Here is a 24816-nt window from a genome sequence, read left to right as displayed (position 1 = left end):
TAAATCACCGTTATGCCTTGCTTCGCGGACATTTCGCGACCGGTTCACGGCGGTACGGTCGGCCCGTTGCCGTCAGGTCGCCGAAGGAGCCGCGATGCCGGGTCACCGGAGCGCACAAGCCGACCGCCCGCGCCACCAGGCATGGCGGCCGTTGCTGATGCTCGGCCTGCCCGCCCTGGTCGCGGCGTTCGGCGGGCTCGGGCTCACCCAGGCCGCCAACGCCGGGCAGGACGCCGCCGAGGTCGGCTGCACGCTCGTCGTGCCGGCCGACCCGCTGAGCGCGCGGGGCCTCGCCACGCCGTACCGGCTCAAGGCGCCGTGCCACGAGGCCGACGCCGGCTCGGCCGCCTTCGTGCAGGCGACGATCGTGGACCCGGCCAGCGGCGCGATCTCGGTGTACAACCCCCTGGTCGTCGACGACGGCGGCCGCGCCGCGGCGGCCCCCGTCGCGCCCAAGCTCCCGCCCGGCGCCGTGGTGGGCCTGTGGTTCGGCTTCAACGGCGACAACCTGCGGCTGGCCGGCGACCGCGACAGCCTTGCCGCCGGGCACTGCGTCAACGGCGACCAGAAATCGATCTTCGGCCAGTTCGCGTACTGCAACGCTCCCGCCCTCTTCGCCGCCGCCAACGCCGCGATCGCCGCCGGCCGGCTCGAGGTCCCGGGCCTGGGCACCGCCGCCGACGGCCGGCCGTGCCCGACCACGCGCGACTTCGGGCTGGTCGACATGGACCAGAGCGACAACGTCACCACGACGTACCTCGTGCTCGCCGACGGCACGACCGCGCAGAACACCGCCGCCAACCGGGCCGCGCTCGGCAAGCGCGGCGCGCGGATCGAGGTCAACGGCAGCGACAACGCACTCCTCGACGCGCACGTCTTCCCGGCGCTGGGCTGCTCGCCGTACCGCGCGCCGGACCTCGCCGACGCCGGCGCCCCGGCCACCGCCCTCGCCCTCAACGAGCTGCAGGCCGCCGCGCACCAGGCGGCGCCCGTGGCGATGGTCCCGACGTCCGACCCGATGACGAAGTCCGGCGACCGGCCCAGCACCGCGAAGACCGACCTGTACCGCGCCGGCGTCGACCAGCGGCCGATCGACCCGGCGACCGAGACGCCGACCGCGTACTGCGCCAACCTGCTGCGCGTCGGCGCGGACCGGATCGAGCTGGACCGCAGCCTGACCGTCCGCGCCGCCTCGCCCGATCCGGCCGCCGCCAACAGCCTCTTCACGTTCCTGGCCCAGCGGTTCAGCGGCGCGTACGACGCGCTCGGCTGCCCCGGGCTGCTGCGGACGAAGAACCCGGTCACCGTGACCACCGACGGCAAGGGCGTCGTGGTGAGCGCCCGCTTCGCGACTCCGCCGCCGCCCACCCCGTCGCCCTCCCCGGCCTCGGCGTCCCCCTCGCCTTCGATGTCGGCCTTCGCCCCACCGCCGCCCACGCGTCAGCCCGTGCAGACCACGCCGCCGGTGCAGCAGCCGGTGCACACGACGCAGCCGGTACAGCAGCCCGTGCAGACCACGCAGCCGGTACAGCAGCCCGTGCAGACCACGCAGCCGGTACAGCAGCCCGTGCAGACCACGCAGCCGGTACAGCAGCCCGTGCAGACCACGCAGCCGGTACAGCAGCCCGTGCAGACCACGCAGCCGGCCCATCCGCCGCAGACCGGTCAGGCCCAGCCGACCCGCGCACCGCAGACCGGGCAGGCGCCGCCGCCGAGTCAGCCGGTCGACACCGGTGCGCCGCCGCCCGACCCGACGACCCAGCCGGCGCCCGGCGGCGGGGCGACCGATCCGGCCCTCAGCGACCTCGCGGTCGACGCGATGCGGCTCAAGACGCCGACGGCGCCGGACGTGTCGAACCCCAACTCGGTCCTCGTCACCGCGGTGGGCGTGGTACTCCTCGCCGGCGGCGGCATCGGCTTCGCCGTCTCGCTCATCCGGACCGCGCGGCGCAACCGGGGCCGGTACCTCGGCGAGCTGTGACTGCCGGCGCTACCGCGCGCCGTTGGCCCGGCAGGTCGCGAGCAGGCCGGTCGCCCACGGCGCGTCCGGCCGTCGGACCCCTGGAGGTCGTCCATCGTCACGTGGCCCGACTGTGGCGGCTCACGGGCCGGCCGAGGCCCGGACGCTGGCAAGATGTGGTCGTAGCGGTCGCCGGCGGCGACCGGCCCCGGGCACGTCGCCCTGCACCTCTGCCTCACGATGTGGTCGATACCCTCGCCACCAAGACCACACTAACGCCAGCATCGACGCCGCGCGGTCGTCGTCGACTTCACAGTCGACGACCGATTGCCGACCTGCTGACTGATAGTCAGGGACTGCTGATAGCGCCGCTCGGCCTCCGCGTAATCCCCTTGTGCCTGGGCGAGCACACCTAGCTGGTGGTAACCGGTAGCCATACCGGCTCTGTCGCCGAGCTGCTCTTCGATCGCAAGGGATCGCAAACGGTAGCGAGGCCAGCCCGGTCGCCGTGCTGCTCAAGGATGGTGAGCGCTTGCCGGTAGCGGTGTTCGGACTCAGCGAAGTCGCCGCGACGATATGCCAACGCGCCGAGCTGCTGGTTAACCGCGGCACGGCGAGGCGAGTCGGGTATCAGCCATTAGCAGAGCGGCAGGCAGGTCGCAATTCGCAAACTGCTTCCATGATCGCCTATTGCTGGCAGTCCGAGAGGATGCATCACGATGCGAAGTGGGTGCCGTGGTAGAAGAAGCGGCCCAGGCCGACGGTAAAGATGAGCAGGCCGTAGGCGGCGTGTTCGGCGCAGACCACGAGGAGGGAGCGGGTCCGCTGGTAGCGGCGGGCGAACAGCCAGCCGCCGCCCAGGGTCAGGATCACCGCAATGGGGTTGCCGAACAGCAGGTGGGCCAGGCCGAACGAGACGGCGCTCGCCGCGGCGGCCAGGCGGTCGTTGCGGCGGAACAGGTTCGCGTAGCGGTGCAGCAGGAAGGCGCGGAACAGCAGCTCCTGCGGATAGACCGACACCACCGGGTACGCGATCACGATCAGGATCCACAGACCCGGGCTGTGCCTCGGCAGGTCGAACAGGTGCTCGCGGTCGAAGAGCCACACCGCGGCGACGGCCACCACGGCGGCCAGCGCCCACAGGCGCAGGATCGACGGGAGCGCGGGGCGCAGGGCCGCGGAGCGCCAGAGGGCGCCGCGGTCGAAATCCTTCGAGCGGCGGATGTACCACACCACCGCGGTCGTCAGCAGCAGCAGGACCGGGATCGGGCCGCCGGGGACGTGGACGAAGGCGAACGCCACGGGAAGCGCGACGAACACAAGGATGAACTCGGCGACCATCCGGGCGACGGTGTCACCCATAGGTGACAATCACACCCTAATCTCGTTGCTGATGCGCATCGCCAGCTACAACGTCGAGAACCTGTTCAACCGGGCCCGGGCGCTGGACCAGCGGACCTGGGCGGCCGGGCGGCCGGTGCTGGAGGCGTTCGCGCGGGCCGGGGAGCTGCTCGAGGAGCCGGTCTACACCGACGAGATCAAGCGGGAGATCCTGCGCGAGCTCGCGAAGCTGGGGCTGCGCAACGGCGACCTCGCCAAGTTTGCGCGGCTGCGGCAGAACCGGGGGCGGCTGCTGCGGCGGGCGCGCGACGGGCGGGTCGAGGTCGTGGCCGGCGGGCGGGCGGACTGGATCGGCTGGGTCGAGCTGACCACCGACCGCTGCGACGAGCTGGCGCTGGTCAACACCGCGCGGGTGATCCTCGACGTGCGGGCCGACGTGCTCGGCGTGATCGAGGCGGAGAGCCGGCACGCGCTCAAGCGGTTCACCGAGGGCGGGCTGCGCGGGCTGTACCGCCACATCATGGTCATGGACGGCAACGACGAGCGGGGCATCGACGTGGGCGTCATGTCCACTGAGGACTTCCCGCTGGTCGGGCAGCGGACCCACGTCGACGACGAGGACGAGCGCGGGCGGGTGTTCAGCCGGGACTGCCCGGAGTACCACTTCGCGCTGCCCGGCCGCGACGAGCGCCTCGTGGTGCTGGTGAACCACCTCAAGAGCAAAGGCTACGGCGGCAAGATCGCCTCGGATGCGACCCGGCGGCGGCAGGCGCTGCAGGCGAAGAAGATCTACGAGGCGCAGCGCACGCCGTTCGTGGTGGTGCTCGGCGACCTCAACGACACACCCGAGAGCGAGCCCCTGGCGCCGCTGCTGCGCGACACCGACCTGCGGGATGTCTCGACGCATCCGGGGTTCGACGACGGCGGGCGGCCCGGGACGTACGGCTCCTGCACCGCCCGCAACAAGCTCGACTACGTGCTGCTGTCCCCGGCCCTGTTCGCGGCCGCGACCGGCGGCGGCATCCAGCGCAAGGGCGTGTGGGGCGGGCGCAACGGCGTGCTGTGGCCGATCTACGACACGATGACCCGGGCCGTGCACGCCGGCTCCGACCACGCCGCCGTCTATGCGGACATCGATCTGAAGAAACTGTGATCTCACATTCGGTGAAATTTGTGCTCACAGTAGCGGTTACATCGCCCCGCGTGAAAACCTTGGCCATAGATGATCGCGTCTGGGGGTCAGAGGGCGAGGGGAGATGACGGCGACCGCGGCTTCCACCAGCCTTGCCTCCGGCGAGCCCCCGATCAACTTTGCCGCGCACCAGCTGCGGGCCGGCAACCTCGCCGGCGCGCGCGACGACTTCGAGCAGATGCTCGCCATGCTGCTCGCGGCGATCTACCCGGGCGCGCGGGCGATCAGCGCCAACCCCGGCGACTGGGGCATCGACATCCTGCTCGGCGAGCTGTCCGGGCTCGTCGTGATCTGGCAGTCGAAGTACTTCTGGCCGATCGTCACGCGCGCGCACCAGAGCCAGATCCGGGAGTCGTTCGACTCGGCGGTCGCCGCCGCGGCCCGCAACGGCTACCGGCTGGCGCAGTGGGTGCTGTGCGTGCCGGCGAGCATGGACGCGCCCACCGCGCAGTGGTGGGACAACTGGCGGGCCCGCCGGCAGCGCGAGACCGGCGTGCAGATCGAGCTGTGGCACGAGAACACGCTGCGCAACCTGCTGATCAAGCCGGACTGCGCCCACGTGCGCCGGCACTTCTACGACCCCTATGCGGCGCATCCGGGGCCCGTGCAGGCACCTCGGGTACCGCTGCATGATCTGGATCCCGAGGACTCCGACGCCCTCGAGCACGCACTGTTCGTGCGCCAGCTGCGCGCGGCCGGGCACCTCGAGGTCGGCGCGGCGAAGCGGGAGTTCTTCAACGCCGACCTGCTCGCGCGGGAGATCCTCGACAAGCGCGTCCCGGCCGAGGTGGAGGCCCTGGACGAGGCCGACGGGATGGTGCACGGCATCTGGGAGGCCGGGTTCAACCACCACGTGGCCAGGCACCCGGCCGACCCGCGCCTGCCGGGGCTGCACGCCGCCGTCATGCACGACATCCGCGAGTCCACCGCGTTCCCGGCGCAGCTGCGGGCCGGGCCGGTGCACCGGTGCGGGCTCATGCACCGGGTCGTCGAGCAGCGCCGGGCCGGTTGGGTGACGCACTGGCGGGAGCTGATATGAGCCCGGAGGATCTGACCGCGTTCCGGCAGGTGCGGCTGTTACTGGTCCTGCAGGCGGCCGGCGAGGACGGCCTCGACGCCGAGCGGCTCGGCGTCTACGAGTTCCTCGCCGGGCACCCGCTGCTGCTGGCCCGCGCCGGCGACGACCCGGACCGCACCGCGCTGCGGCTGGCCGGGTTCGACGACCGGGGCCTGGCCTACGAGAGCCCCGCGCAGCGGTTCGTGACCGCGCAGCTGCACCTGGGCCGCGACCTGGGCGCGCTCGTGGCCCGCGGGCAGGTGGCCGTCGCGGCGGGCGGGAGGGTGACGTATCGCCTGACGGAGGAGGGAGCGACCATGGCCAGCCGATTCACGGCAATGTATGCTCAGTCATACATCACAGCGGTACGCATCGTCATCCGGCGGCTCCGGCGCCTCAGCGGTCGTAAGCTTCGAGAGGGCTTGCGTCAGTGGCTCCTTCCCGTCCCAGTCAAGGACGTGCCATGATCGGTTTGCGCACCCACGGCATCCGGATCAGACGCCTGCGCCTGCACGGCGCGGACCGCGGTTACGACGTCGACTTCCGCGCCCCCGATGACACCCCCCGGCCCCTGTCGATCCTCGCCGGCGCGTTCAGCACCGGGAAGACCACCATCCTCGAGTTCGTCGACTACTGCCTCGGCGCGGGCGACCATCCGCGGCACCCGGAGATCACGCCCAAGGTCAAGTCGGCGACGCTGGAGGTGGAGCTGTCCGGCTCGCCGTACCTCATCGAGCGCGCCGTCGGCGAGCCGTCGATGTTCGCCTACGTGCGCGCCGGGCGCCTCGACGAGCCGGGCGCCGCGCCGCGGGTGCGCCGGCCGCTGCGCCCCGCCGGGCACCCGGAGAGCCTGTCGAGCCTGTTGCTGTCGCACTGCAAGCTGCAGGGCGTGCGGCTGTCCCACGACGTCGACGACCCGCTGAGCTTCCGCGACCTGATGTGGCTGTGCTTCCTGCCCAACGAGCGCCTCGACGGCAAGGACCTCCTGTTCGAGAGCGTCCCGATGAAGCACCTCAAGCTGCGCCAGGTCGTCGACGTCGTCTTCGACGTCCACGACGACCACACCGTGGAGATCGGCCGGCGCATCCGCACCGTGGAGGCCGACCTGGCCGCGGCCCGTGCCGCCTACCGGGCGGCCGAGCAGCTCGTGGAAGAGCAGCACGTCGGCGGCCGCGACGACCTCGAGGCGCTGCACCGCAGCGCGAAGGAGGAGCTGGCCGCGTGCGCGCAGGCCCTCGCCGACCTCGACGGCCGCGCCCGCGCCGCCACCGGCTTCGCCGCCGACCTGCGCGAGCGGCACCACGAGGCGGCCCGCGCGGCGCTGCTCGCCGCCAACGAGCTGCGCGACCGCGAGACGCAGCTGCAGCGCATGGTGCCGCTGCGGGGCAGCTACGCGGACGACGTGAGCAAGTGGACGATGCTGACCGAGGCCGACCGGCTCTTCGAGACCGCCGCCGACGTCTGCGCGTCATGCCAGGCGCCCCTCGCCGCGGCCGACGAGCGCTGCCCGGCCTGCCGGTTCCCGGTCGCGCCGGTCGACGTGTCGGGCGAGCTGCGCTCGGCCAAGACCCGCCTGGCCGAGCTGACCCGCTACGTCGAGGAGCTGGAGCGGGAGATCCCGCGGCTGCGCGCGGCGGCGTCGCGGGCCCAGGAGGCCGAGTCGCGGGCCGCCGCCGACGTCGACGCCGCCACCGCGCACGCCGTCACGCCGCTGCTGGCCGAGCGCGACGCGATCGCCCGCCGCCGCGAGGAGGCGGCCGCCACCCTGCAACGGGCCGTTTCCGGCCTGCGGCTCGTGCAGAGCCTCGAGCGGCGCGCCACCGGCATCCTGCAGATGATGGACCAGGTCGCCGCCGACCGCGAGGAGCTCGCCGCGGCCGGCACGCAGGCCCGCCGGGCCGACCGGTCCGCGGTCGTGCGCCGGGTCGGGGAGCGCTACCGCGCCATCCTGGCCGAGTTCCGGTACCCGAAGCTCGCCGACGCCTACCTGGCCGAGGACCTCACGCCGTACGTGCGCGGCGAGCCCTACACCGCCGCGTCCTCGGGCGGGCGCACCCTCATCGCCCTCGCCTGGCAGCTGGCGATGTTCGAGACCGCCTGGGAGTCGCGCTCGTCGCACCCCGGGTTCCTGCTGCTGGACAGCCCGCAGAAGAACCTCGGGGCACTCGGCGACCTCGAGGACGGCCAGACGATCGAGCGCATCTACCGCCACATCGAGGACTGGCTGGCCGGCCGGGGCGTCGGCGCGCAGGTCGTCGTCGCCGACAACGCGCCCCCGCCGACCGCGGCGGACGACGTGATCGTGCGCTACTCGCGGCGGGCCGACCAGCCGCCCTACGGCCTGATCGACGACGATTTCTAGAGTTTCTCGATCTTCACGACCACGGTGCCGAAGCGCTGGACGCCGTCGCCTTCGATCATGCGGTACCGCTGGATCGCCGACGCCTCGTCGACCCCGGCCCACAGGATCTTCACCTCGACGCCGCCCTTCGCGGACGTCAGCGTGCACGCGGCGGCGCCGTCGCGGTGGGCGGTGACCGGCTGCCGGCCGAGGCGCCCGGCGACGTCGGCGGCCGGCAGGACCGCGCACGGGTCGGGGCGGGTCGGGGCGCCGCCGAGGTAGCCGGCGGGGCGCCCGACGGGGCGGATGCGGTACCAGGCCAGGCCGTCGCCGGAGCGCACGAGCAGCGCCGGGCCGGGCTGCGGGGTGGCGGCGGCCGGGACCGTGGTGGCGTACTGCGGCGACACGCCCCGCTCCCCCACCCCGGCCACGGCGAGGAACGGCACCGGGTCGGGGGCCGGGCCGACGGCGTACAGGCGGCCGCCCTCGCGGACCAGGGCGCGCACGGTCCGCTCGACCCGCCAGCGCTCGGCGCCGTCGGCCAGGTCGAACGCCTCCAGGGCGCCGTCGGTGCGGTCGATGCTGCCGCCGGACTGGGCGACGATCGCGACGTCGCCCTCGACGGCGAGGTCGCAGTACTCGGCGCAGCCGTCGCCGACCCGGTCCACCAGGTGCCGGCCGTCCGGCGCGAACAGCTCGAACGTGCGGGGCCCGCGCACCAGCGTGGCGCCGTCGCGCACGAGCAGGCCGAGGCCGCCGTCGTCGGCGGCGGCGTCGAGGTCGGTCCGGGAGCGCAGGGCGCCGCTGTGGGCGTCGCGGATCTCCAGGTGGTCGTCGCCGTCGCAGGCGACCCGCAGGGCGACGGTGCGGCCGTCGCCGGCGGCGGCGCGCAGGTCGCAGCCCTCGGGCAGGTCGGCGGTCCACAGGCGGCCGCCGTCCCCGGCCGCGACGGCGGTGAGCGTGCCGGGCGGCGGGGCGTCGCGGACGGCGACCCGTCCGGCGTCCTCGTCGACGCGCCCGATCCGCGACCGCCCGGGGTCGCCGGCCCCCGTCGTCGCGGCGTCGCCGGCGCTCGGGCCGCCGGTCGGCTGGACCGCGTTCTTGTTCGCCCGGCCGCGCGGCCGGGCGGAGGCGGTCGCGGGCGGGCCCGCGGTCGCCTCCGCGGTCGCCTTGGCGCCGGGCTTGCCGCGCGGGCGGGCGGTGGGCGACGGGCTCGGCTCCAGGTGGGGACCCATGGTCGGGGCGGGGCTCGGCGTGGCGCGCGCCTTCCGCGCGGGCGGGCGGGCGTCGGCGGACAGGTCGGAGACGTCCGATCCGCCGGGCGCGTCGCGGGTGTCGGCCCACTGGGCCGACGAGGAGTCGCGGGCCGGCTCGCCGACCACGATCGCGGGGCCGGCCGCCATCGCCTCGGTGCGGGTGGTGAGCGGCATCCGCCAGCGCACCTCCCCGTTGCGGGTCGACAGCGCGGTCAGCTCACCGGCCTTGGTGTCCCGCCGGAACGTGTTGACGAGCACCGAGCCGCCGCCGAGGTCGGTCTGCGACCACAGGACGGTGCCGTACGCGCCGCCGGTGTCCAGCGCGCGGCGCCAGCGCACGGTGCCGGTGTGCGCGTCGAGGCCGGCCAGCTCCGCACCCGAGCGGGTCTGCGCGACGAGGACGTCGGCGGTCGGGTCGTACCCGACGACGTCGCGCCCCGATGCGTCGAACGCCGCACCGCGCACGAGGTCGCCCGGGCGCAGGCCGCCGTCGCCGGCCGCCGACTCGGACGGCGGCGCGACGACGGGCACCGGCTCGGCGGCGACGCTGGCGGTGAGCACCGCCGCCGGCACGACCAGCAGCCCGGCCGCGGCAAATGGCCGCAAGACGCTTCCCCGTGTGGTCACCTGCACGGGGTACACGCTAAATCCGGACATATGGGAAAGCCGGCAGCGACGCGGCCGGTTCAGCCGCTCGGGTCTGCCCGCACCAGGTGCCGGTAGAGGGTCTGCAGCGCCGCCTGGACCTCGGGCAGGGCCCGCGGGTCGTCGACCGCCTCGAGCAGGGCCTCGTCGGCCGGGTCGGCGCCGATGACGAGGAGCCCGGCGCGGTCGTCGGGCGCGGGCCGCACGAGGGTGCGGCGGCGGTCGCGCGGGTCGGGCGTGGTGACGACCGCGCCGTGCTCCTCCAGCCGGGCGATCGACGCCGACACGTGACTCTGCGGGAACCCGGTCCGGGCCGTGATCTCGCCGACGGAGCTGTCCGGGTGCCGCGAGACGTCGATGAGCACGGACCGGACGCTGGCCGGCAGCGCCTCGGACCCGAGGACCGGCATCGCGACGCCGGCCAGGCGGATGAGTGTCCGGCCGAGCACGAGGAGTTCGAGTCCGTTCACGCCTCCATAATACAGCAGGCTTGATGCATCAGAAATGATGGTTTAGCGTCGCGGCATGTACGTTTCGAAGCAGGGCGACGGCCCCCGGTTGCTCGTGATCGTCCAGCCCGGCGACGGCGACGCCGACGGCAGCGCCGCGCTCGTGCGCGAGCTGGTGGCCGGCGGCGGGTACACCGTCCTCACCTACGACCGGCGCGGCCTGTCCCGCAGCCCCGCCGGCGACGACCCGGTCACCATCGAGTCGCACACCGACGACCTGGCGCTGCTGCTCGCGACCCACGCGAAGTCCCCGGTCGACGTGCTCGGCCTGAGCATCGGCGCGCTCATCGGCCTGGACCTCGCCGCCCGGTATCCGGGCCTGGTGCGCACGCTGGTCGCGCACGAGCCGCCGCTGACCCAGGTTCTGGCCGACCCGGCGCCGTTCGTGGCCCGCCAGGAGGCGGTCGAGGCGGCCTTCCGCGACGGCGGCGTGCCCGCCGCGATGGCGCAGTTCCTGGCGCTGACCGGCCTCGACCCGGCCGACCGCGAGCCGGACGCCGACATCCCGCGCCCCGGGCCCCAGCGCCAGGCCAACCTGACGTTCTTCCTCACGCACGACGCCCCGGCCGCGCGCCGCTTCCGGCTGTACCTCGACCCGCTGCTCGCCGGCCCGCCGCCGCGGGTCATCCCGGCCGTCGGGCGCAGCAGCCGCGGCCGCCCGCACGCCGAGCCGGTCCTGGCGCTGGCCCGCCGGCTGGGCCGCGAGCCCGCCGAGTTCGAGGGCGGGCACTCCGCGCACGTGTTCCGCCCGAAGGCGTTCGCCGCCCGCCTGCGCGAGCTGCTCGACCCGGGGGCGGTCCGTCAGGAAGAGGCGTGAACCTCCTCTTCTCCCTGGCCGCGTTCGCCTGCCTCGGGCTGTCCGCCTGGACCCTCATCCGCGGCGGGCGCGGCGCCGCCGGGGCCGCCTTCATGTTCTTCTTCCTCGCCTTCGTCCTCGCGATGTGCGCGCTGAACGTCGCCTGAGCCGTCGGCGGGGCGGCCGTGCGGGCAGGTCGCCCCCACCGCCCGACCCGGCCGTCGTCGACGGCCTGACCCGGGCGGCGGGGCGCGATCACGTGACCGGATGGATCTCCAGCTCGGCGCAGCCGTCGTTGCCCCACGGCAGCTGGGTCGAGGCCGTGTCGTCCGGCGGCGTCACCAGCAGGCCCGCATACGCGGCGCACGCGCTGCCGTCGGCCGGGTTGAACGCCATGGCCTCCACGACCGCCTCGGCCGTGCCGCCGGCGGGGATCGTGACGGTCTGCACCGACTGGGCCCCACCGAGGTACCCGTGCAGCGTCCGCTTCGCCTGCGCCACCTGCCCGCCGCCGGCGTCGAGCGCGGCGACGCCGGGGTAGCCGGTCATCCGGCACGGGCGCGCGCCCCGGTTGGTGAACACCAGCGTCACGCTCCGGTGGCCGGAGCCGGCGTTCTGCGGGCCGGCGGTGACCTTCAGGCCGCTCGCCGCGCGGCACGGCACGGCGGCGGCGGTCGCCGACGTCGGCGACGACGGGGGCCGGCTCGTGGGCTCCTGCTGCGTCGCCGGGGCCGAGGTCGCCGCGGCGGAGGGCGCCGGGCCGGTGCCGGCCGGGGCGGTCGTCGCGGGGGCCGACGAGCTGATCGGCGGCTGCGGGGCCGGGCCGCCGCCCGGCAGCGCCACGAACGCCACGGCGATCGCCGCCGCCACCAGACCGCCGGCCGCCGACAGGCGCACCGTGCTGCGCCGGCGGGCCCGCCGGCGGATCGTCGCCGGCGGCGGCGGGGAACCGGCCCGGCCGGCCGCGTCGGCGAGCCGCTCCAGATCGTGCTCAAGCATCCTGTACCGCCTCCTCCCCCAGCTCGGCCCGCAGCGCGTCGCGGCCGCGTGACAGCCGCGACTTCACGGTGCCCGGGCGGGTACCGGTCTCCCGGGCGATGTCGTCCACGCTCAGCCCCGCCACGTAGTGCAGCACCAGCGCCCGGCGATGCTCCGGCGTCAGCCGGCGCAGCGCCACGGTCAGCGCCACCAGGTCCGGGCCGAGCCCGGGCACGTCGTCCGGCGGGCCGTGCCTACGCTGCGCGGTGAGCCGGTTGACCGCCCGCCGCCAGCTGCTGACCGCCACCCGGTACGCGACCGTGCGCACCCACGCCTCCGGGTCGGCGTAGCCGCGCAACCGGGCCCACCGCTGCCAGGCGCGCGTGTACGCCTCCTGGACGGCGTCCTCGGCCTCGCCGCGGCGGCCGACCATCGCGTACAGCTGGCCCAGCACCCGCCGGTAGGTGCCGGCGTAGAACTCGTCGAAGTCATCGGCCATCGCCGACCGTCACCTGCCTTCCTCTGCTGTGGTCACGCCGGAGGCGGCCGGCCGGTTCCCTCGGGGCACGAAAAAGCCCCCCGGCCGAGGCCGGAGGGCTCTTCACGAACGCAGGTCAGTGCTTGCTGAGCACGTACAAGGTGATGATCAGCGCGATGACGGCGACGGCGCCCAGGATCGCCAGCGCAATCTTCATGGCGCTGTACGGGCGCTCGCCGGCGACCTCGCCGGTGATGCCGTTGACCTGGATGTTGTAGGTCTTGCCGGCGTACAGGTAGCAGGCGATCCAGACCGGCAGCAGCATGAGCTTGAACGTCACGTCGTTGTACTGCGTGTGCATGCGGTCGACGCGCTGCTCGTCGCCGCCGATGTCGTCGCGGCAGTCCCGCTCGATCACCGGTAGCATCTTCTGCTTGGCGTTCTCCAGGCCCGACTCCGGCTCGACGTCGTAGCGCAGGGTCTCGTGCCCGGCCAGGTACTCCGGCCGGTACGGCTGCGCGTCCGGCAGCGGCCACGGGTCGAGCGTCTCGAGGTGCTTCTGCGACACCTTGGTCGTGCCGGTCACCAGGACGTCGTCGAACGTGCGCGCGACGGTGCCGCTGGCGTGGTACCAGCGCGTCTTCTGCACCTCACGCGTCTTCGTCTCGCCGTTCTCGGTGTAGGTCTCGGTGACCCAGTAGTGCTCGCCGCGCTGGCCCTCGTAGTCGGTGACCGTGTTGGAGTCGTACGTCCAGTGCGGCAGGTACATGCTCTTGGCCGTCTCGGCCTCGGACACCTTCTTCAGGCCCGACGGCGCGAACCAGCGCGACTTCGCCCACTTGCCCAGCGACTCGCGCAGCGCCCGCTTGTCGAGCGCGAACGGCAGCACCGCCTCGGGCACGACCAGGTCCTGCGGGTTGAGCTGGGCCACGACCGGGGCGTTGCAGAACCGGCACCGGTCGGAGATCGCGTCGCTCTCGGTCTGCGCGCCGCAGTTGCGGCACACGAACACGTGCTTGGCGAGCATCGCGACCGGCTTGCGGGGCAGGCTGGTGAAGGTGAGGTAGTCGTGCTCGCGGACGCGGGCGCCGGAGGTCTCCAGAACGGTCTCGTGGCCGCAGTACGGGCACTTGAGCACGCTCGTGCCGGGCGCGAACTCGACGTTGGCGCCGCAGGCGGCGCAGGGGTACTGGGTTTGCGACATTTCCTGATCAGCCCATCGGGGGGAGCGGCGGGGGGACTGCGCCGAAGATGGCGCCGAGCTCGGGCACCTGACCGGCCGGCATCCAGTTGGCCATGCCGTTCTTCCACACGAGCGTCTCTCGGGTGATCTGCCCCGCCTGGACCTGCCCGCCGAGCCCGGCGGCGTCGAACGGTCCGGCCTGAGCGCCACCGATCGCGGCGAACCACTGGTCCTGCTGCGGCAGCGGCGGCGGCGCGGCCGGCGGGGCGGCCGGCGGCGGCGCGTACTGCGGGCCGGCCGGCGCCGGCGCATACTGCTGCGGCGCGCCCTGCGGTGCGTAGGGCTGCTGCTGCGGGTACGGCTGCTGCTGGGGGCGGTTCAGCGTGTTGGCGACCTGCTGCGCCGCGGCCATGCCCAGGCCCAGGCCGAAGCCCTCACCGGCGCCGCCCTGGTTGTTGGCCGCCGCCTCCATGGCGTTGGCCGCCTGGAACTTCGTGTACTGGTCCAGGTTGCCCAGCACCCCCATCGAGGTGCGCTTGTCCAGGGCCTCCTCGACCTCGGGCGGCAGCGAGATGTTCTCGATGATGAACTTGGGGATCTGGATGCCGTACTCGGCCAGCTCCTGCGTCAGCACCCCGGCGAGCCGGGTGCCGATGGTGAGCTGCTGGCTGACGAGGTCGAGCACCGGCACCTGCGCGGCGGCGAGGGCCGGGCCGAGGTGGCCGACGATGAGCTGGCGCAGGAACTCCGACACCTCCTCGGTGCGGAACTGCGGGTCGGTGCCGACGAGCTGCTTGAGCAGGTTCTCGGGGTGCACGACGCGCAGGGAGTACGCGCCGAACGCCCGGATGCGCACCATGCCGAACTCGGCGTCCCGCATCATGATGGGGTTCTGCGTGCCCCACTTGAAGTCGGTGAACTGCCGGGTGTTGACGTAGTAGACCTCGGCCTTCCACGGCGAGTCGAACCCGTACTTCCAGCCCTTCAGGGTGGACAGGATCGGCATGTTCTGCGTCTGCAGCGTGTAGGTGCCGGGAACGAACACGTCGGCGACCTGGCCCTCGTTGACGAAGACCGCGACCTGCGACTCCCGCACGACGAGCTTGGCGCCCATCTTGATCTCGTTCTGGTAGCGCGGGAACCGCCAGACGATCGTGTCCCGACTGTCGTCGAGCCACTCGATGATGTCGATGAACTCGCCCTTGACCTTGTCCCACAGTCCCACGTCGTCCCCCTTGCGTTCCAGATCGTCGAGCGTCGCAGACCCTAGCAACAGTTTCTGTGAGGAACACAAGTCCTGTCGGGAAGACGCTGCTGTGAATTTCAGCCTAAGATCGCCGCCGCGTCAGTCAGGAACCGGGCATCGGCGTCCGCGGCGGCCCGGGACAGATGCGTGATGGTCGAAAAGTTGTGGACAAGACCGGGTTCGACCCGGAATGCGACCGGTACCCCGGCCGCCTCGAGCCGCCGCGCGTAGCGCTCGGCCCCGTCGCGCAGCGGATCGAGCTCGGCCGCCACCACCAGCGCCGGGGGCATTCCCTCAAGATCGAAGAGCAGCGGGTTCGGTACCGCTGCATCGGCCCACCACCCGACCCACTGCCGCAGTGTCGGAATGTCGAGCGTGTACCCGATGCCGTATTTCTCCGCGCTCGGCTGGTCGAACGTGATGTCGACGACCGGACAGAGCAGCAGCTGTGCTTTCAGCGCAATTGGTGTACGCCGGGCGGCGAGCACGGCCACGAAAGCGCCCGCCGAGTCCCCGCCGACCGCGACCGGCCCGAGCCCGCCGGCCCACTCGAGCACGGCGAGGGCGTCGTCGACCGCCGCCGGATACGGGTGCTCGGGCGCCAGCCGGTACGCCACCGACACGACGGTGGTGCGCGTCGCCGCGGCGAGGCGCCGGCACAGGGCATCGTGGGTGTCGAGGTCGCCCAGCACGAAGCCGCCGCCGTGGAGGTACACGATGCGGGTCGTGGTGTCCTGCTCGAAGACGCGGACCGGGACGCCCCCGACCACCTCGTCCCGCGCGGGCATGGCGGGCCCCTCGGGCCGCAGGTGCGCCCGTTCGCGCGAGCCACGCCGCAGCTCCTCGACGCTCGGCGTCGCCGCGCTTTCGCGCGAGTCCAGCACGAACCGCTCGACGGCCTCATCCGCGAAGATCGTCATCGAGTACATATACCGCCCGCCGGGTAGCCGGACATGCATGCCCTACTGAACGTGGCTCTGCCGGAGCTCGGCACCGACCTGCACGCCCCGCCGGCCTGCTGCTCACCGGCGGCTGGCTTGGGCGACCGCCTCGGCTCCCGCCGCGTCTTCGTCGCCGGCCTTGTCCTCTTCGGCGCCGCGTCGGTGATGTGCGCCCTGTCGCCCGCGATGCCGCCGCTGCCGTTCGCCCGCGCGGCACAGGGCGCGGCGGCGGCCCTGAGGCTCCCACGCACCGAGACGCTCCGACGCGCGCGGACACCGATGCCGCCATGCACCGCGATGCCACCGCACGCCGTGACGTTGCGCCACATGCCGACCCGCCCGCTCGCCGTGACGCCGCAACGCAACCCGACCCCGCCGCGCGCGGTGAGCCCGTAGTACGAGATTCAGCCAATGTCGGATTTATACCCGGACGGGCGAAAAATCCGACAAGTCGTGGCGCGTCAGCGCCCGACTTGTCGCAAAAGCCAGCACCCAGCCCAGCCGAGCAGCCGCGCCGGCCGATGACGGCGACGCAGTGCCGCTCGACCTCGCCGGACAAGTCGCCGGAGCCATCGCCCTGCTCACGCGTGGTCATGGGGAGCGTGCCGTACGCGGTGCTCGTCCCCGCTGTGTTCATCGCCGGCCTCGGCATCTCCATGAGCATGGTCGCGGCCACCTCCGCCGTCGTGGAGGCGGCGCCACAGGGGCGGGCCGGGCTCGCGACCGGCCTGTTCAACGCCGCCCGCCAGGTCGGCAGCGCGCTCGGTATCGCCGTCCTCGGCGCCCTCCTCGCGGCCGTCGACGTCCGGGCGGCGCTGCTGGCGGGGGCCGCCGGATACCTCCTGGCCATCGCCACCGCACTCCCGGTGCGCCAACCCTTCCCAAAAAAGGTCTGAAAGTTGCAAGCGATCGTGCTAGTTTTTCGGCCTTCAGTAAACCGCCGACGGGGAGGCGACGGGGATGACTGCCGAGGTACTCATCGAGGCCGACAACCTTGCGAAGGTGCACCGGGCCGGGGCGGTGCGGGCCGTCGACGGGATCGACCTGCGTATCAGCCGCGGTGAGGCGTTCGGGTTTCTCGGGCCGAACGGGGCCGGGAAGTCCACGACGATGCGGATGATCGCGTGCGTCTCGCCGCCGTCCGGCGGGCGGCTCGAGGTGCTCGGGATGGACCCCGTCCGCGACGGTTCGAAGATCAGGGCGCGCATCGGGGTCGTACCGCAGGACGACGCCCTCGACAACGAGCTCTCGGTGCAGGAGAACCTGCTCATCTACGGGCGCTACTTCGGGCTCTCCCGGCGCCAGGCCCGCGACAAAGCGGTACAGCTGCTGGATTTTGCGCAGTTGGCGGACAAGGCGGGCGCCAAGGTGTCCGCGCTGTCCGGCGGGATGCGGCGGCGGCTCACGATCGCCCGGTCGCTCGTGAACGACCCCGAGATCCTGCTCCTCGACGAGCCGACGACGGGGCTGGACCCGCAGGCGCGGCACGTGCTGTGGGACCGGCTGTTCCGGCTCAAGCAGGACGGCGTGACGCTCATCCTCACCACGCACTACATGGACGAGGCCGAGCAGCTGTGCGACCGGCTCGTGGTCATGGACAAGGGCGCCATCGCCGCGGAGGGCTCGCCGCGGGAGCTCATCGAGCGGTACGTGACCCGCGAGGTCCTCGAGCTGCGCCTGCCGCCCGGCGCCGCCCCGCCGCGGCCCGGCGCGCTCGTGGAGCGGGTCGAGGAGCTTCCGGACCGGGTGCTGCTGTACACCGAGGACGGCGAGGCGGCCCTCGCGAAGGTCAACGCCGACGGGGCGGAGCCGATCACCGCCCTGGTGCGCCGGGCCACCCTCGAGGACGTCTTCCTGCGCCTGACCGGAAGGTCCCTGGTCGAATGAGCGCGCTGGCCCTGCGCGAGTTCCGCTACTGGATGCTGCGGTACCGCCGCACCTGGCGCGGCACGATCGTCATCAACGTCCTCAACCCGCTGCTGTTCCTGTTCGCCATGGGCGCCGGCCTCGGCCCGCTCGTCGACCGCCACGCCGGCCCGGCCACGCTGCACGGGGTGGGATTCCTGGCGTTCTTCGCGCCCGGGATGCTCGCCGCGGCCAGCATGCAGAACGCGGTCACCGAGTCGACCCGGGCGGTGTTCACCGCGATCCGGCCCGGCGGCAGCTACCGCAGCGCGACCGCCGGCCCGCTCGGCCCCGAGGACGTGCTGGCCGGGCACGTGCTGTTCATGGCGTTCCGGCTCGCGGTGTCGGCCGCGTGCTTCACCGCGGCGCTGCTGTGCTTCCCGTCGCTGCGCACCGCCGGGCTGCTGTGGCTCGTCCCGGCGGCGCTGCTGACCGGGCTGGCGTTCGCGGCGCCGCTGACCGCGTGGTCGGCGACGCTGGAGACGCCGGCGCCGATGATGCACGTGTTCCGGTTCGTGATCATGCCGATGTACATGTTCTCCGGCGTGTTCTTCCCGGTCGACCAGGTGCCGGTCGCGCTGCGGTACGTCATCTACGGCACCCCGCTGTGGCACGGCACCGAGCTGTGCCGCGGCCTGTTCCTCGGCACCGCCGCGCCGGCCGCGCTGCTCGGCCACACGGCGTACCTCGCCGCGCTCACCGTCCTGGGCCTCCTGATGGCCCGCCGCACCTACCGCCGGCGGTTGTTCGCATGACCCGCGCCCTGCTGCTCGTCGAGCGCAATCTCATGATCTACCGGTACACCTGGGCGATGCTCGCCGCCGAGGTGCTGGAGCCGCTGCTGTACCTGCTGTCGATCGGCGTCGGCGTCGGCGCCCTCGTCGGCTCGGTGCCCGGCCTCGACGACCCGGGCGTCACCTACGCCCAGTTCGTCGCGCCCGCGCTGCTGGCCACGGCGGCGATGAACGGCGCCATGAACGAGACCTCGTTCGGCCTGTACATCAAGCTGCGCCTGGAGCGCACCTACGACACGATGGTCACGACCCCGCTCGGCGTGCGCGACATCGCGTTCGGCGAGACGGCCTGGGCGCTGCTGCGCGGCACCATCGCCAGCTGCGGGTTCCTCGTGATCGTGGCGCTGCTGGGGTACGCCCGCTCGCCCTGGGTCCTGCTGGCGGTCCCCGGCGCCGCGGTCATCGGTTTCGCGTTCGCCGCCGTGGGCCTGGCCGTGGCCACGTTCCTGCGCGGCTTCCACGACTTCCAGCTGATCCAGCTGGTGATGCTGCCGATGTTCCTGTTCGCCACGACGTTCTTCCCGGTCGGCGTCTACCCGCGGCCGGTGCAGGTCTTCGTGGAGTGCCTGCCGCTGTACCACGCGATCCAGCTGCTGCGCGAGCCCGCCCTCGGCCACGTCGGGCCCGCGCTGCTGCCGTCGCTGGTGTACCTGCTGGCACTGGGGGCGTTGGCCCTGGCGGTCGCGCTGCCCCGCCTGCGCCGCACCCTACTGTCCTGACAGCCGGATGACCGGCAGCGCCCGGCTGGTGGTGCGCGCGAACCTCGAGAACACCGGCAACCCGACGACTAGGTCGCGGTGAACAGCACCGCCCGCCCGGCCGCGGCGGCGCGCTCCCCGACGGCGTCGTCGTGCCCGCCGCGAGCAGCGCCCGCTCCTGCTCCCCCGTGATGGCGAAATGCACCCCCAGCAAGCCGCGATCGTACGAGACGCTTTGGCACGATGGTGCGGTGATCGTTGTAGCTGGGCTCGAGGCCGCGGACCGTTCGGCGTGGGAGGAGCTGTTCGCCGGCTACCACGCGTTCTACGGGCGCACCTGGCCGGCGGAGCGGTTCGACGCCGCGTGGCGGGACTTCCTCGCCGGCGAGCGGGTGCACGCGCTCGGGGCGCGGCTCGACGGGCGGCTCGTCGGGATCGCGCATTTCCTCGTGCACGCCAGCACCAGCTCCGGCGACGTGTGCTACCTGCAGGATCTGTTCACCGCCGGCGACGTGCGCGGCCGCGGGGTCGGCCGCGCACTCATCGAGGCCGTCGCCGAGTGGGCGAAACAGCGAAACCTCGACCGGGTGTACTGGCACACGCGCGACGACAACGCGACCGCCCGTCGCCTCTATGACCAGGTGGCCGAGAACCGCGGCTTCATCCAGTACGTGATCCCGTTGTAGAGCGGGCCCTACATATACAGGTCGACGCCCTGGCCGTCGGTGACGTTGGCGGCGACCTTGCCGCCGTGCTTGCTGGCCAGGAGCTGGCTCAGGGTGTCGGCCTGGGCGTTCACCTGGGCCTTCCGGGCCGCCGGGTCGGGCCGGGTACCGGCGGCGGGGACGCTGAACGTGGCCGGGTCGCCGATGCGCATGCGGTGCCTCCCTCGAAGTTTCTCCTGCCATCGGCCGGCGGGGGCTACAGCTGAGGGGAAAGGCGCAGCTGGGCGGCCAGGGCGGCGAGCGCGGCGACCATCACCGCGGCGCCGTACCACATGGCCGTCGTCAGCAGGCCCAGCGGTGCGACCAGGAAGCCGGCGATGACGGCGGCGCCGCCGAAGGAGAGGTACGCGACCAGGAACACCGCGGCGAACAGCGCGGCCCGCTGGTGGGGCTGGGCGAGGGGGCCGACGGCGCGCAGGGCGCCGGAGAACGTGGAGCCGAAGCCGGCGCCGCCGATGAGGCCGCCGAGCCACAGCAGCGGCAGCGTCGCGGTGGCGATGCCGAGCAGGGTGACGGCCGCGCCGAGCAGGACGCCGACGGTGCCGTACCGCACGACCGGGCGCGCGGGGTAGCGGCTGAGCGCGTAGGCGGCGGTCGCGGCCATCGCCGGCGGCAGGAACGCGGTGGCGCCGTTGAGCAGGCCGCTGCTGTGGTGGAACACGTCGCGCAGGATGCTCGGGGACAGGCCCATGAACAGGGCCGCGAACATCCACGACGCCAGGTGTGCGGGGGCGGCGGCCAGGAAGTCGGCGCGGGCGGGGCGCGGCACGGACACCCGCGGGCGCAGCGACGCCAGGGCGCCGGGGGCGGGGGTCACCGTCTCCTGCGAGAGGGCGGCGGTGGCGGTACCGAGGGCCATGACGACGGCGAGACTGGTGAACACGATGAGGTTGGCGTGGTGGGTGAACTGCACCGCGGCGCCGGTGAGCAGGGCGCCGAGGCCGAGGCCGCCGGCGGGGGCGACGGCGCCGAGGATGCCGCCGAGGCGCTTGTGGGCCGGCGGGGCAAGCTCGACGAGGGCGGCGGTGAAGGCGCTGCTGGCCGCGCCGGTGGCCAGGCCCTGCACGACGCGGGCGGCGATGACCCAGCCGATGCCGGGGGCGTAGACGAACATGAGCATCGCGGCGAGCTCGACGGCCAGGGCGCCGATGAGCACCGGGCGGCGCCCGACGTGGTCGGACAGCGAGCCGGCCACGACCAGCGCGGCGAGCAGGCCGAACGCGTAGGCGGCGAAGGCGACGGTGAGCACCCACGGCGCGAAGCCCCACTCGTGCTCGAACAGGACGAGCAGCGGGGTCGGGGCGCCGGCGGCGAGGTACAGCGACGCGAACGCGAGCGCGGCGCCGGTGAACGCGACGCCCGCGGGCAGTGTCCGGCGGGCGGCGAGCGGGCGCTCGAGGGTTGCGGTGGACATCGCGGCGGCTCCTAAAGCAATGGGCTTTGCGTTACGCTGAAGCTAACCGCATCGCGGGCCAGTTAAAGCCACGAATTTTGCTTTAGTTAGGAGCGTCACACCATGCCCGAGCCTGTGCGGCGCACCGGCGGGCGCAGCGCCGCCGTGCTGTCGGCGATCCGTCACGCCGTGGAGGACCTCGTGCGCGAGCGCGGGGCGGAGAAGGTGACGATTCCGATGGTCGCCGAGCGGGCCGGGGTGAACCCGACGAGCGTCTACCGCCGCTGGGGCGACGCCTCGACGCTGCTCAACGACATCGCCACGTACCGGCTCGACCCGCAGCGGCCGCTGCCGCAGACCGGCGACCTGCGCGCCGACCTCATCACCTGGGCGACCGAGATCGTCGAGCACTACCGCAAGCCGCTCAACGCGGCGATCCTGCGCGGCGGGTCGGCGACCGCCGGCGAGCAGGAGACCGACTGCCTGCGCAACCGCCGCGCCGAGGCCCTGGACATCGTCGCGCGGTGCGGGCCGGACTCGCCGCTGAGCGCCGACGACATCATCGACGGGCTCATCGGGCCGATCATCTACCGGGTCATCTTCCTGCCGTGGACGCTCGGCGCGGATCTGCCGGTCCGCCTGGTCGACCGCCTGCTGCCGAAATAGCGTGGGGATCATGTCTCGCCCACAGCTGACCCCAGGCCCCGACCACCCGATCACCGTCGCGCCCGCGGACGTGCGGGTCGTGGTGCGCGCCGGCGAACGCGTCGTCGCCGACACCACTGACGCGCTCGCGCTGCAGGAGTCGACCTACCCGGTGGTGTACTACGTCCCGCTCGACGACGTCGACCAGAGCCTGCTGCGCCGCACCGAGCACAGCACGTACTGCCCGTACAAGGGCGACGCCTCCTACTACTCCGTCGTCACGCCGGAGGCCACGCTGGACAACGCGGTGTGGAGCTACGAGGAGCCCTACGCGGCCGTCTCCCCGATCGCCAAGCGCGTCGCGTTCTACACCGACCGCCTCGAGGTGACGGTCGTCTCCGGCTCCTGACGTGTAAACGCCCCGGGCCCGTCTGTACGTCTCAGTGATGTCAGGCGGGCCCACCCTCTTCGGACATACGCCGCAATACCGGCCGGGGGTTTTGCACATCGGCCCGGGGTGGGTACCGTTCGCGAACGGGGAGGGCACAGACATGTTGAGTCGTCGCAGAATGCTGGCCGCGGGCGCCGGAGTCGCCGCGGCGACCGCGCTCGCCGCGTGTGACAACGGCAACAAGGCCAAGGGCACCTGGAGCGGCGGCGGGGCGTCGGCCGGGCCCGGCGGCGGTGACGGGGGCGGCGCGGCAGCTCCGGCGAAGGTCACCATCACCCCGGCCGCCGACACCAAGGACGTCAAGCCGGGCAGCCCGGTCACCGTCGCGATCGAGAACGGCACCCTCAGTACCGTCACCGTCTCCGCCAACGGCAAGAACCTCGACGGCAAGCTCGACGACGCCAAGCACACGTGGACGTCGACCGGTTCCCTGTCATACGGGCTGACGTACACCGTCACCGTCGCCGGGCAGGACGCCGGCGGCAAGGACGTGAGCCAGAGCAGCAGCTTCACCACCCTGAAGCCGGCCTCGGTCGCGTCGATCACGTTCCAGGCCAACCCGATGCTGGCGCTGAAGAACGGCGCGACGTACGGCGTCGGCCAGCCCGTCATCGTGTTCTTCAACAAGGCCGTGAAGAACCAGGACGCGGCCGAGCAGGCGATGGAGGTCACCACCTCGCCGCAGGTCGAGGGCAAGTGGCACTGGGTGACCAACCAGAGCGCGCACTGGCGGCCGGAGAAGTACTGGGTGAAGGGCACGACCGTCAAGGTCAGCGTCAACCTCCTCGGCGTCGACCTCGGCGGCGGCGTCTACGGCGGCGGCAACTCCACCGCCAACTTCTCCATCGGCCCGTCCCGCATCGCCATCGCCGACGCCAACACCCACCAGATGGAGTGCTGGATCGACGGGCAGATGGTGAAGAAGATCCCGGTCAGCATGGGCAAGGGTGGTACCACGACGGGCTCCAAGGGCGAGGAGATCGACTTCTTCACCCGCTCCGGCGTGCACGTGCTCATGACCAAGGAGCCGGTCGTCACGATGGGCTCGGCCAGCTACGGCATCACCGACAAGAACAACCCGAACTACTACGAGGAGAAGGTCAAGCTGGCCTGCCGGATCTCACTCGCCGGCGAGTACGTGCACCTGGCCGACTGGAACATCCCCTCGCAGGGCAAGGCCAATACCTCCCATGGCTGCATCAACGTGGCCCCGGCCAACGCCCAGTGGTTCTACGACACGTTCGACACCGGTGACATCGTCGAGGTCCGCAACACGCCCAAGCAGCTGCCGCTGACCGACGGCATCGGCGACTGGAACGTCGCCTGGAACCAGTGGTGACCCGCCGCGGGTGATCGGATGACCGCGGGATCCGGTGCGATACCGTTACCGCGTGCAGGCCACCGTTTCCCCATCCAACCCCGTGCGGGTTCTCGAGATCGGTGGCAGTCACGTGACCGCCGGTAGCGTCGAGGTTGCAAGCCACCAGATCCTCGACCGGCAGCGGCATCCGCTGGACCCGTCGCGGGACGCGCACACCATCGTCGGGGTGCTCGCCGACGCGGCGAAGCGGCTGCTGCCCAACCCGGGCGACCGCTGGGCGGTGGCCATGCCCGGCCCGTTCGACTACACCGCCGGAGTGTCGCTGCACGAGGGCGTCGGCAAGTTCGATCAGCTGCGCGGCGTCGACCTGCGCGCGGCCCTCGCCGCCGCCATTCCCGCCGACCCGTCGGCGTTCACGTTCGTCAACGACGCCGACGCGTTCCTGCTCGGCGAGTGGGTCGCCGGCGCCGCCACCGGCACCAGCCGCAGCGTCGCCATCACCCTGGGCACCGGCATCGGCTCGTCCTGGCTGGCCGACGGCGCGGTCGTCTCCACCGGCCCCGACGTCCCGCCCGACGGCGAGATCCACTTCTGCGACGTCGACGGCGTCAACATCGAGGACCTGGTCTCCGACCGCGCGCTCGTGCGCGGCTACCTGGCCCGCACCGGCACCACCGTCGACGGCATGCGCGGCCTGGCCGACCTGGCCCGGGCCGGCGACGAGCCGGCCCGCGAGGTCGTCGCCGCCGCGTTCGGCATCCTCGGCCGCCTGCTCACCGAGTGGCTGGACCGCTTCGGCGCCGAGATGGTCGTCGTCGGCGGCTCGATGACCGGCGCCTGGGACCTCATCGAGCCCGCCCTCGGCCTGCCCGTCCCGGCCCGGCCGGTCAGCGACACGGAGCGCTCGGCCCTGCTCGGCGCCGCCTACGCCGGCGATCGCGTCCGCCTCGTCGCGGACTAA

Annotated in this window: 28 protein-coding genes; 17 read left to right on the top strand and 11 right to left on the bottom strand. The window is 72.9% G+C overall.

Features of this window, described 5'->3' with window-relative positions; all coding sequences use genetic code 11:
* Positions 1 to 94 precede the first annotated feature (94 nt).
* Complete coding sequence (locus tag ACQEVU_RS13895; RefSeq protein WP_433323375.1) at positions 95 to 1981, top strand: hypothetical protein; 1887 nt, start codon at positions 95 to 97, stop codon at positions 1979 to 1981.
* A gap of 251 nt (positions 1982 to 2232) precedes the next feature.
* On the opposite strand, the gene ACQEVU_RS13890 is transcribed toward ACQEVU_RS13895, so the two are convergent.
* Both ACQEVU_RS13890 and ACQEVU_RS13885 read right to left on the bottom strand, forming a co-directional pair.
* Positions 2233 to 2442, bottom strand: coding sequence for a tetratricopeptide repeat protein (locus tag ACQEVU_RS13890; protein ID WP_433323373.1), 210 nt, complete (start codon positions 2440 to 2442; stop codon positions 2233 to 2235).
* A gap of 232 nt (positions 2443 to 2674) precedes the next feature.
* Entirely contained in the window at positions 2675 to 3322 is a 648-nt protein-coding gene (locus tag ACQEVU_RS13885) for a CPBP family intramembrane glutamic endopeptidase (RefSeq protein WP_433323371.1), read from the bottom strand.
* A gap of 31 nt (positions 3323 to 3353) precedes the next feature.
* On the opposite strand from ACQEVU_RS13885, the gene ACQEVU_RS13880 reads away from it, so the two are divergent.
* The 4 genes from ACQEVU_RS13880 to ACQEVU_RS13865 all read left to right on the top strand — a co-directional run bounded on the left by ACQEVU_RS13880 (position 3354) and on the right by ACQEVU_RS13865 (position 7912).
* Positions 3354 to 4454: an endonuclease/exonuclease/phosphatase family protein gene (locus ACQEVU_RS13880; RefSeq protein WP_433323369.1), complete on the top strand. Its 1101-nt coding sequence runs from the start codon at positions 3354 to 3356 to the stop codon at positions 4452 to 4454.
* Between the two features lie 103 nt (positions 4455 to 4557).
* On the top strand, positions 4558 to 5532 hold the full coding sequence (locus ACQEVU_RS13875; protein WP_433323367.1) for a hypothetical protein: 975 nt from the start codon (positions 4558 to 4560) through the stop codon (positions 5530 to 5532).
* Positions 5529 to 6017: a hypothetical protein gene (locus ACQEVU_RS13870; protein ID WP_433323365.1), complete on the top strand. Its 489-nt coding sequence runs from the start codon at positions 5529 to 5531 to the stop codon at positions 6015 to 6017. Before ACQEVU_RS13875 ends, ACQEVU_RS13870 begins: the two co-directional genes overlap by 4 nt.
* Positions 6014 to 7912, top strand: coding sequence for a DNA recombination protein RecN (locus tag ACQEVU_RS13865; protein WP_433323363.1), 1899 nt, complete (start codon positions 6014 to 6016; stop codon positions 7910 to 7912). The genes ACQEVU_RS13870 and ACQEVU_RS13865 overlap by 4 nt, the downstream gene beginning before the upstream one ends.
* Here ACQEVU_RS13865 and ACQEVU_RS13860 read toward each other — a convergent pair.
* Positions 7909 to 9753 (bottom strand): PQQ-binding-like beta-propeller repeat protein, encoded by a 1845-nt coding sequence (locus ACQEVU_RS13860; protein WP_433323361.1) that lies wholly within the window; start codon positions 9751 to 9753, stop codon positions 7909 to 7911. The genes ACQEVU_RS13865 and ACQEVU_RS13860 overlap by 4 nt on opposite strands.
* Positions 9754 to 9833: 80 nt before the next feature.
* Complete coding sequence (locus ACQEVU_RS13855; protein WP_433323359.1) at positions 9834 to 10262, bottom strand: MarR family transcriptional regulator; 429 nt, start codon at positions 10260 to 10262, stop codon at positions 9834 to 9836.
* Positions 10263 to 10317: 55 nt separating this feature from the next.
* On the opposite strand from ACQEVU_RS13855, the gene ACQEVU_RS13850 reads away from it, so the two are divergent.
* Together ACQEVU_RS13850 and ACQEVU_RS13845 are read left to right on the top strand one after the other, a co-directional pair.
* A complete protein-coding gene (locus tag ACQEVU_RS13850) occupies positions 10318 to 11118 on the top strand; it encodes an alpha/beta fold hydrolase (protein WP_433323357.1) in 801 nt (266 codons plus the stop codon).
* Positions 11115 to 11264, top strand: coding sequence for a hypothetical protein (locus tag ACQEVU_RS13845; RefSeq protein WP_433323355.1), 150 nt, complete (start codon positions 11115 to 11117; stop codon positions 11262 to 11264). Before ACQEVU_RS13850 ends, ACQEVU_RS13845 begins: the two co-directional genes overlap by 4 nt.
* 88 nt (positions 11265 to 11352) lie before the next feature.
* Here ACQEVU_RS13845 and ACQEVU_RS13840 read toward each other — a convergent pair whose 3' ends face one another.
* The 5 genes from ACQEVU_RS13840 to ACQEVU_RS13820 form a co-directional block, all read right to left on the bottom strand.
* Positions 11353 to 12096 carry a DUF4232 domain-containing protein gene (locus ACQEVU_RS13840; protein ID WP_433323353.1) on the bottom strand — a complete coding sequence of 248 codons (744 nt, stop codon included), beginning with the start codon at positions 12094 to 12096 and terminating at the stop codon, positions 11353 to 11355.
* Complete coding sequence (locus ACQEVU_RS13835) at positions 12089 to 12574, bottom strand: RNA polymerase sigma factor (RefSeq protein WP_433323351.1); 486 nt, start codon at positions 12572 to 12574, stop codon at positions 12089 to 12091. The genes ACQEVU_RS13840 and ACQEVU_RS13835 overlap by 8 nt, the downstream gene beginning before the upstream one ends.
* Before the next feature lie 115 nt (positions 12575 to 12689).
* Positions 12690 to 13757 (bottom strand): hypothetical protein, encoded by a 1068-nt coding sequence (locus ACQEVU_RS13830; RefSeq protein WP_433323349.1) that lies wholly within the window; start codon positions 13755 to 13757, stop codon positions 12690 to 12692.
* Between the two features lie 7 nt (positions 13758 to 13764).
* The gene (locus tag ACQEVU_RS13825) at positions 13765 to 14961 is read right to left on the bottom strand and encodes an SPFH domain-containing protein (protein ID WP_433323347.1); all 1197 of its coding nucleotides are present in this window, start codon (positions 14959 to 14961) and stop codon (positions 13765 to 13767) included.
* Positions 14962 to 15059: 98 nt separating this feature from the next.
* Positions 15060 to 15902 carry an alpha/beta hydrolase gene (locus ACQEVU_RS13820; protein WP_433323345.1) on the bottom strand — a complete coding sequence of 281 codons (843 nt, stop codon included), beginning with the start codon at positions 15900 to 15902 and terminating at the stop codon, positions 15060 to 15062.
* A gap of 51 nt (positions 15903 to 15953) precedes the next feature.
* On the opposite strand from ACQEVU_RS13820, the gene ACQEVU_RS13815 reads away from it, so the two are divergent.
* The 6 genes from ACQEVU_RS13815 (at position 15954) to ACQEVU_RS13790 (ending at position 20006) form a co-directional block, all read left to right on the top strand.
* Complete coding sequence (locus tag ACQEVU_RS13815) at positions 15954 to 16319, top strand: hypothetical protein (protein WP_433323343.1); 366 nt, start codon at positions 15954 to 15956, stop codon at positions 16317 to 16319.
* Positions 16320 to 16525: 206 nt separating this feature from the next.
* A complete protein-coding gene (locus ACQEVU_RS13810; protein WP_433323341.1) occupies positions 16526 to 16819 on the top strand; it encodes an MFS transporter in 294 nt (97 codons plus the stop codon).
* A 64-nt stretch (positions 16820 to 16883) separates the two neighbouring features.
* The gene (locus ACQEVU_RS13805) at positions 16884 to 17810 is read left to right on the top strand and encodes an ABC transporter ATP-binding protein (RefSeq protein WP_433323339.1); all 927 of its coding nucleotides are present in this window, start codon (positions 16884 to 16886) and stop codon (positions 17808 to 17810) included.
* Positions 17807 to 18583, top strand: a complete 777-nt coding sequence (locus ACQEVU_RS13800; RefSeq protein WP_433323337.1) for an ABC transporter permease — start codon at positions 17807 to 17809, stop codon at positions 18581 to 18583. Before ACQEVU_RS13805 ends, ACQEVU_RS13800 begins: the two co-directional genes overlap by 4 nt.
* Complete coding sequence (locus tag ACQEVU_RS13795) at positions 18580 to 19341, top strand: ABC transporter permease (RefSeq protein ID WP_433323335.1); 762 nt, start codon at positions 18580 to 18582, stop codon at positions 19339 to 19341. Before ACQEVU_RS13800 ends, ACQEVU_RS13795 begins: the two co-directional genes overlap by 4 nt.
* Positions 19342 to 19571: 230 nt before the next feature.
* Positions 19572 to 20006: a GNAT family N-acetyltransferase gene (locus tag ACQEVU_RS13790; protein ID WP_433323333.1), complete on the top strand. Its 435-nt coding sequence runs from the start codon at positions 19572 to 19574 to the stop codon at positions 20004 to 20006.
* A gap of 8 nt (positions 20007 to 20014) precedes the next feature.
* Here ACQEVU_RS13790 and ACQEVU_RS13785 read toward each other — a convergent pair whose 3' ends face one another.
* On the bottom strand, positions 20015 to 20197 hold the full coding sequence (locus tag ACQEVU_RS13785) for a hypothetical protein (RefSeq protein ID WP_433323331.1): 183 nt from the start codon (positions 20195 to 20197) through the stop codon (positions 20015 to 20017).
* Between the two features lie 44 nt (positions 20198 to 20241).
* Positions 20242 to 21459 (bottom strand): MFS transporter, encoded by a 1218-nt coding sequence (locus ACQEVU_RS13780; RefSeq protein WP_433323329.1) that lies wholly within the window; start codon positions 21457 to 21459, stop codon positions 20242 to 20244.
* 102 nt (positions 21460 to 21561) lie between these two features.
* On the opposite strand from ACQEVU_RS13780, the gene ACQEVU_RS13775 reads away from it, so the two are divergent.
* The 4 genes from ACQEVU_RS13775 (at position 21562) to ACQEVU_RS13760 (ending at position 24816) form a co-directional block, all read left to right on the top strand.
* Positions 21562 to 22104 (top strand): TetR/AcrR family transcriptional regulator, encoded by a 543-nt coding sequence (locus ACQEVU_RS13775; RefSeq protein ID WP_433323327.1) that lies wholly within the window; start codon positions 21562 to 21564, stop codon positions 22102 to 22104.
* 10 nt (positions 22105 to 22114) lie between these two features.
* Complete coding sequence (locus tag ACQEVU_RS13770) at positions 22115 to 22492, top strand: DUF427 domain-containing protein (RefSeq protein ID WP_433323325.1); 378 nt, start codon at positions 22115 to 22117, stop codon at positions 22490 to 22492.
* Between the two features lie 142 nt (positions 22493 to 22634).
* Positions 22635 to 23873: an Ig-like domain-containing protein gene (locus tag ACQEVU_RS13765; protein ID WP_433323323.1), complete on the top strand. Its 1239-nt coding sequence runs from the start codon at positions 22635 to 22637 to the stop codon at positions 23871 to 23873.
* 34 nt (positions 23874 to 23907) lie between these two features.
* Entirely contained in the window at positions 23908 to 24816 is a 909-nt protein-coding gene (locus ACQEVU_RS13760) for an ROK family protein (protein WP_433323321.1), read from the top strand.

Source organism: Dactylosporangium sp. CA-139066, from assembly GCF_050936175.1.
GTDB lineage: Bacteria > Actinomycetota > Actinomycetes > Mycobacteriales > Micromonosporaceae > Dactylosporangium.
The sequence above is the reverse complement of the archived record's forward strand: the minus strand, read 5'-3'. Positions and strand labels throughout refer to the sequence as shown.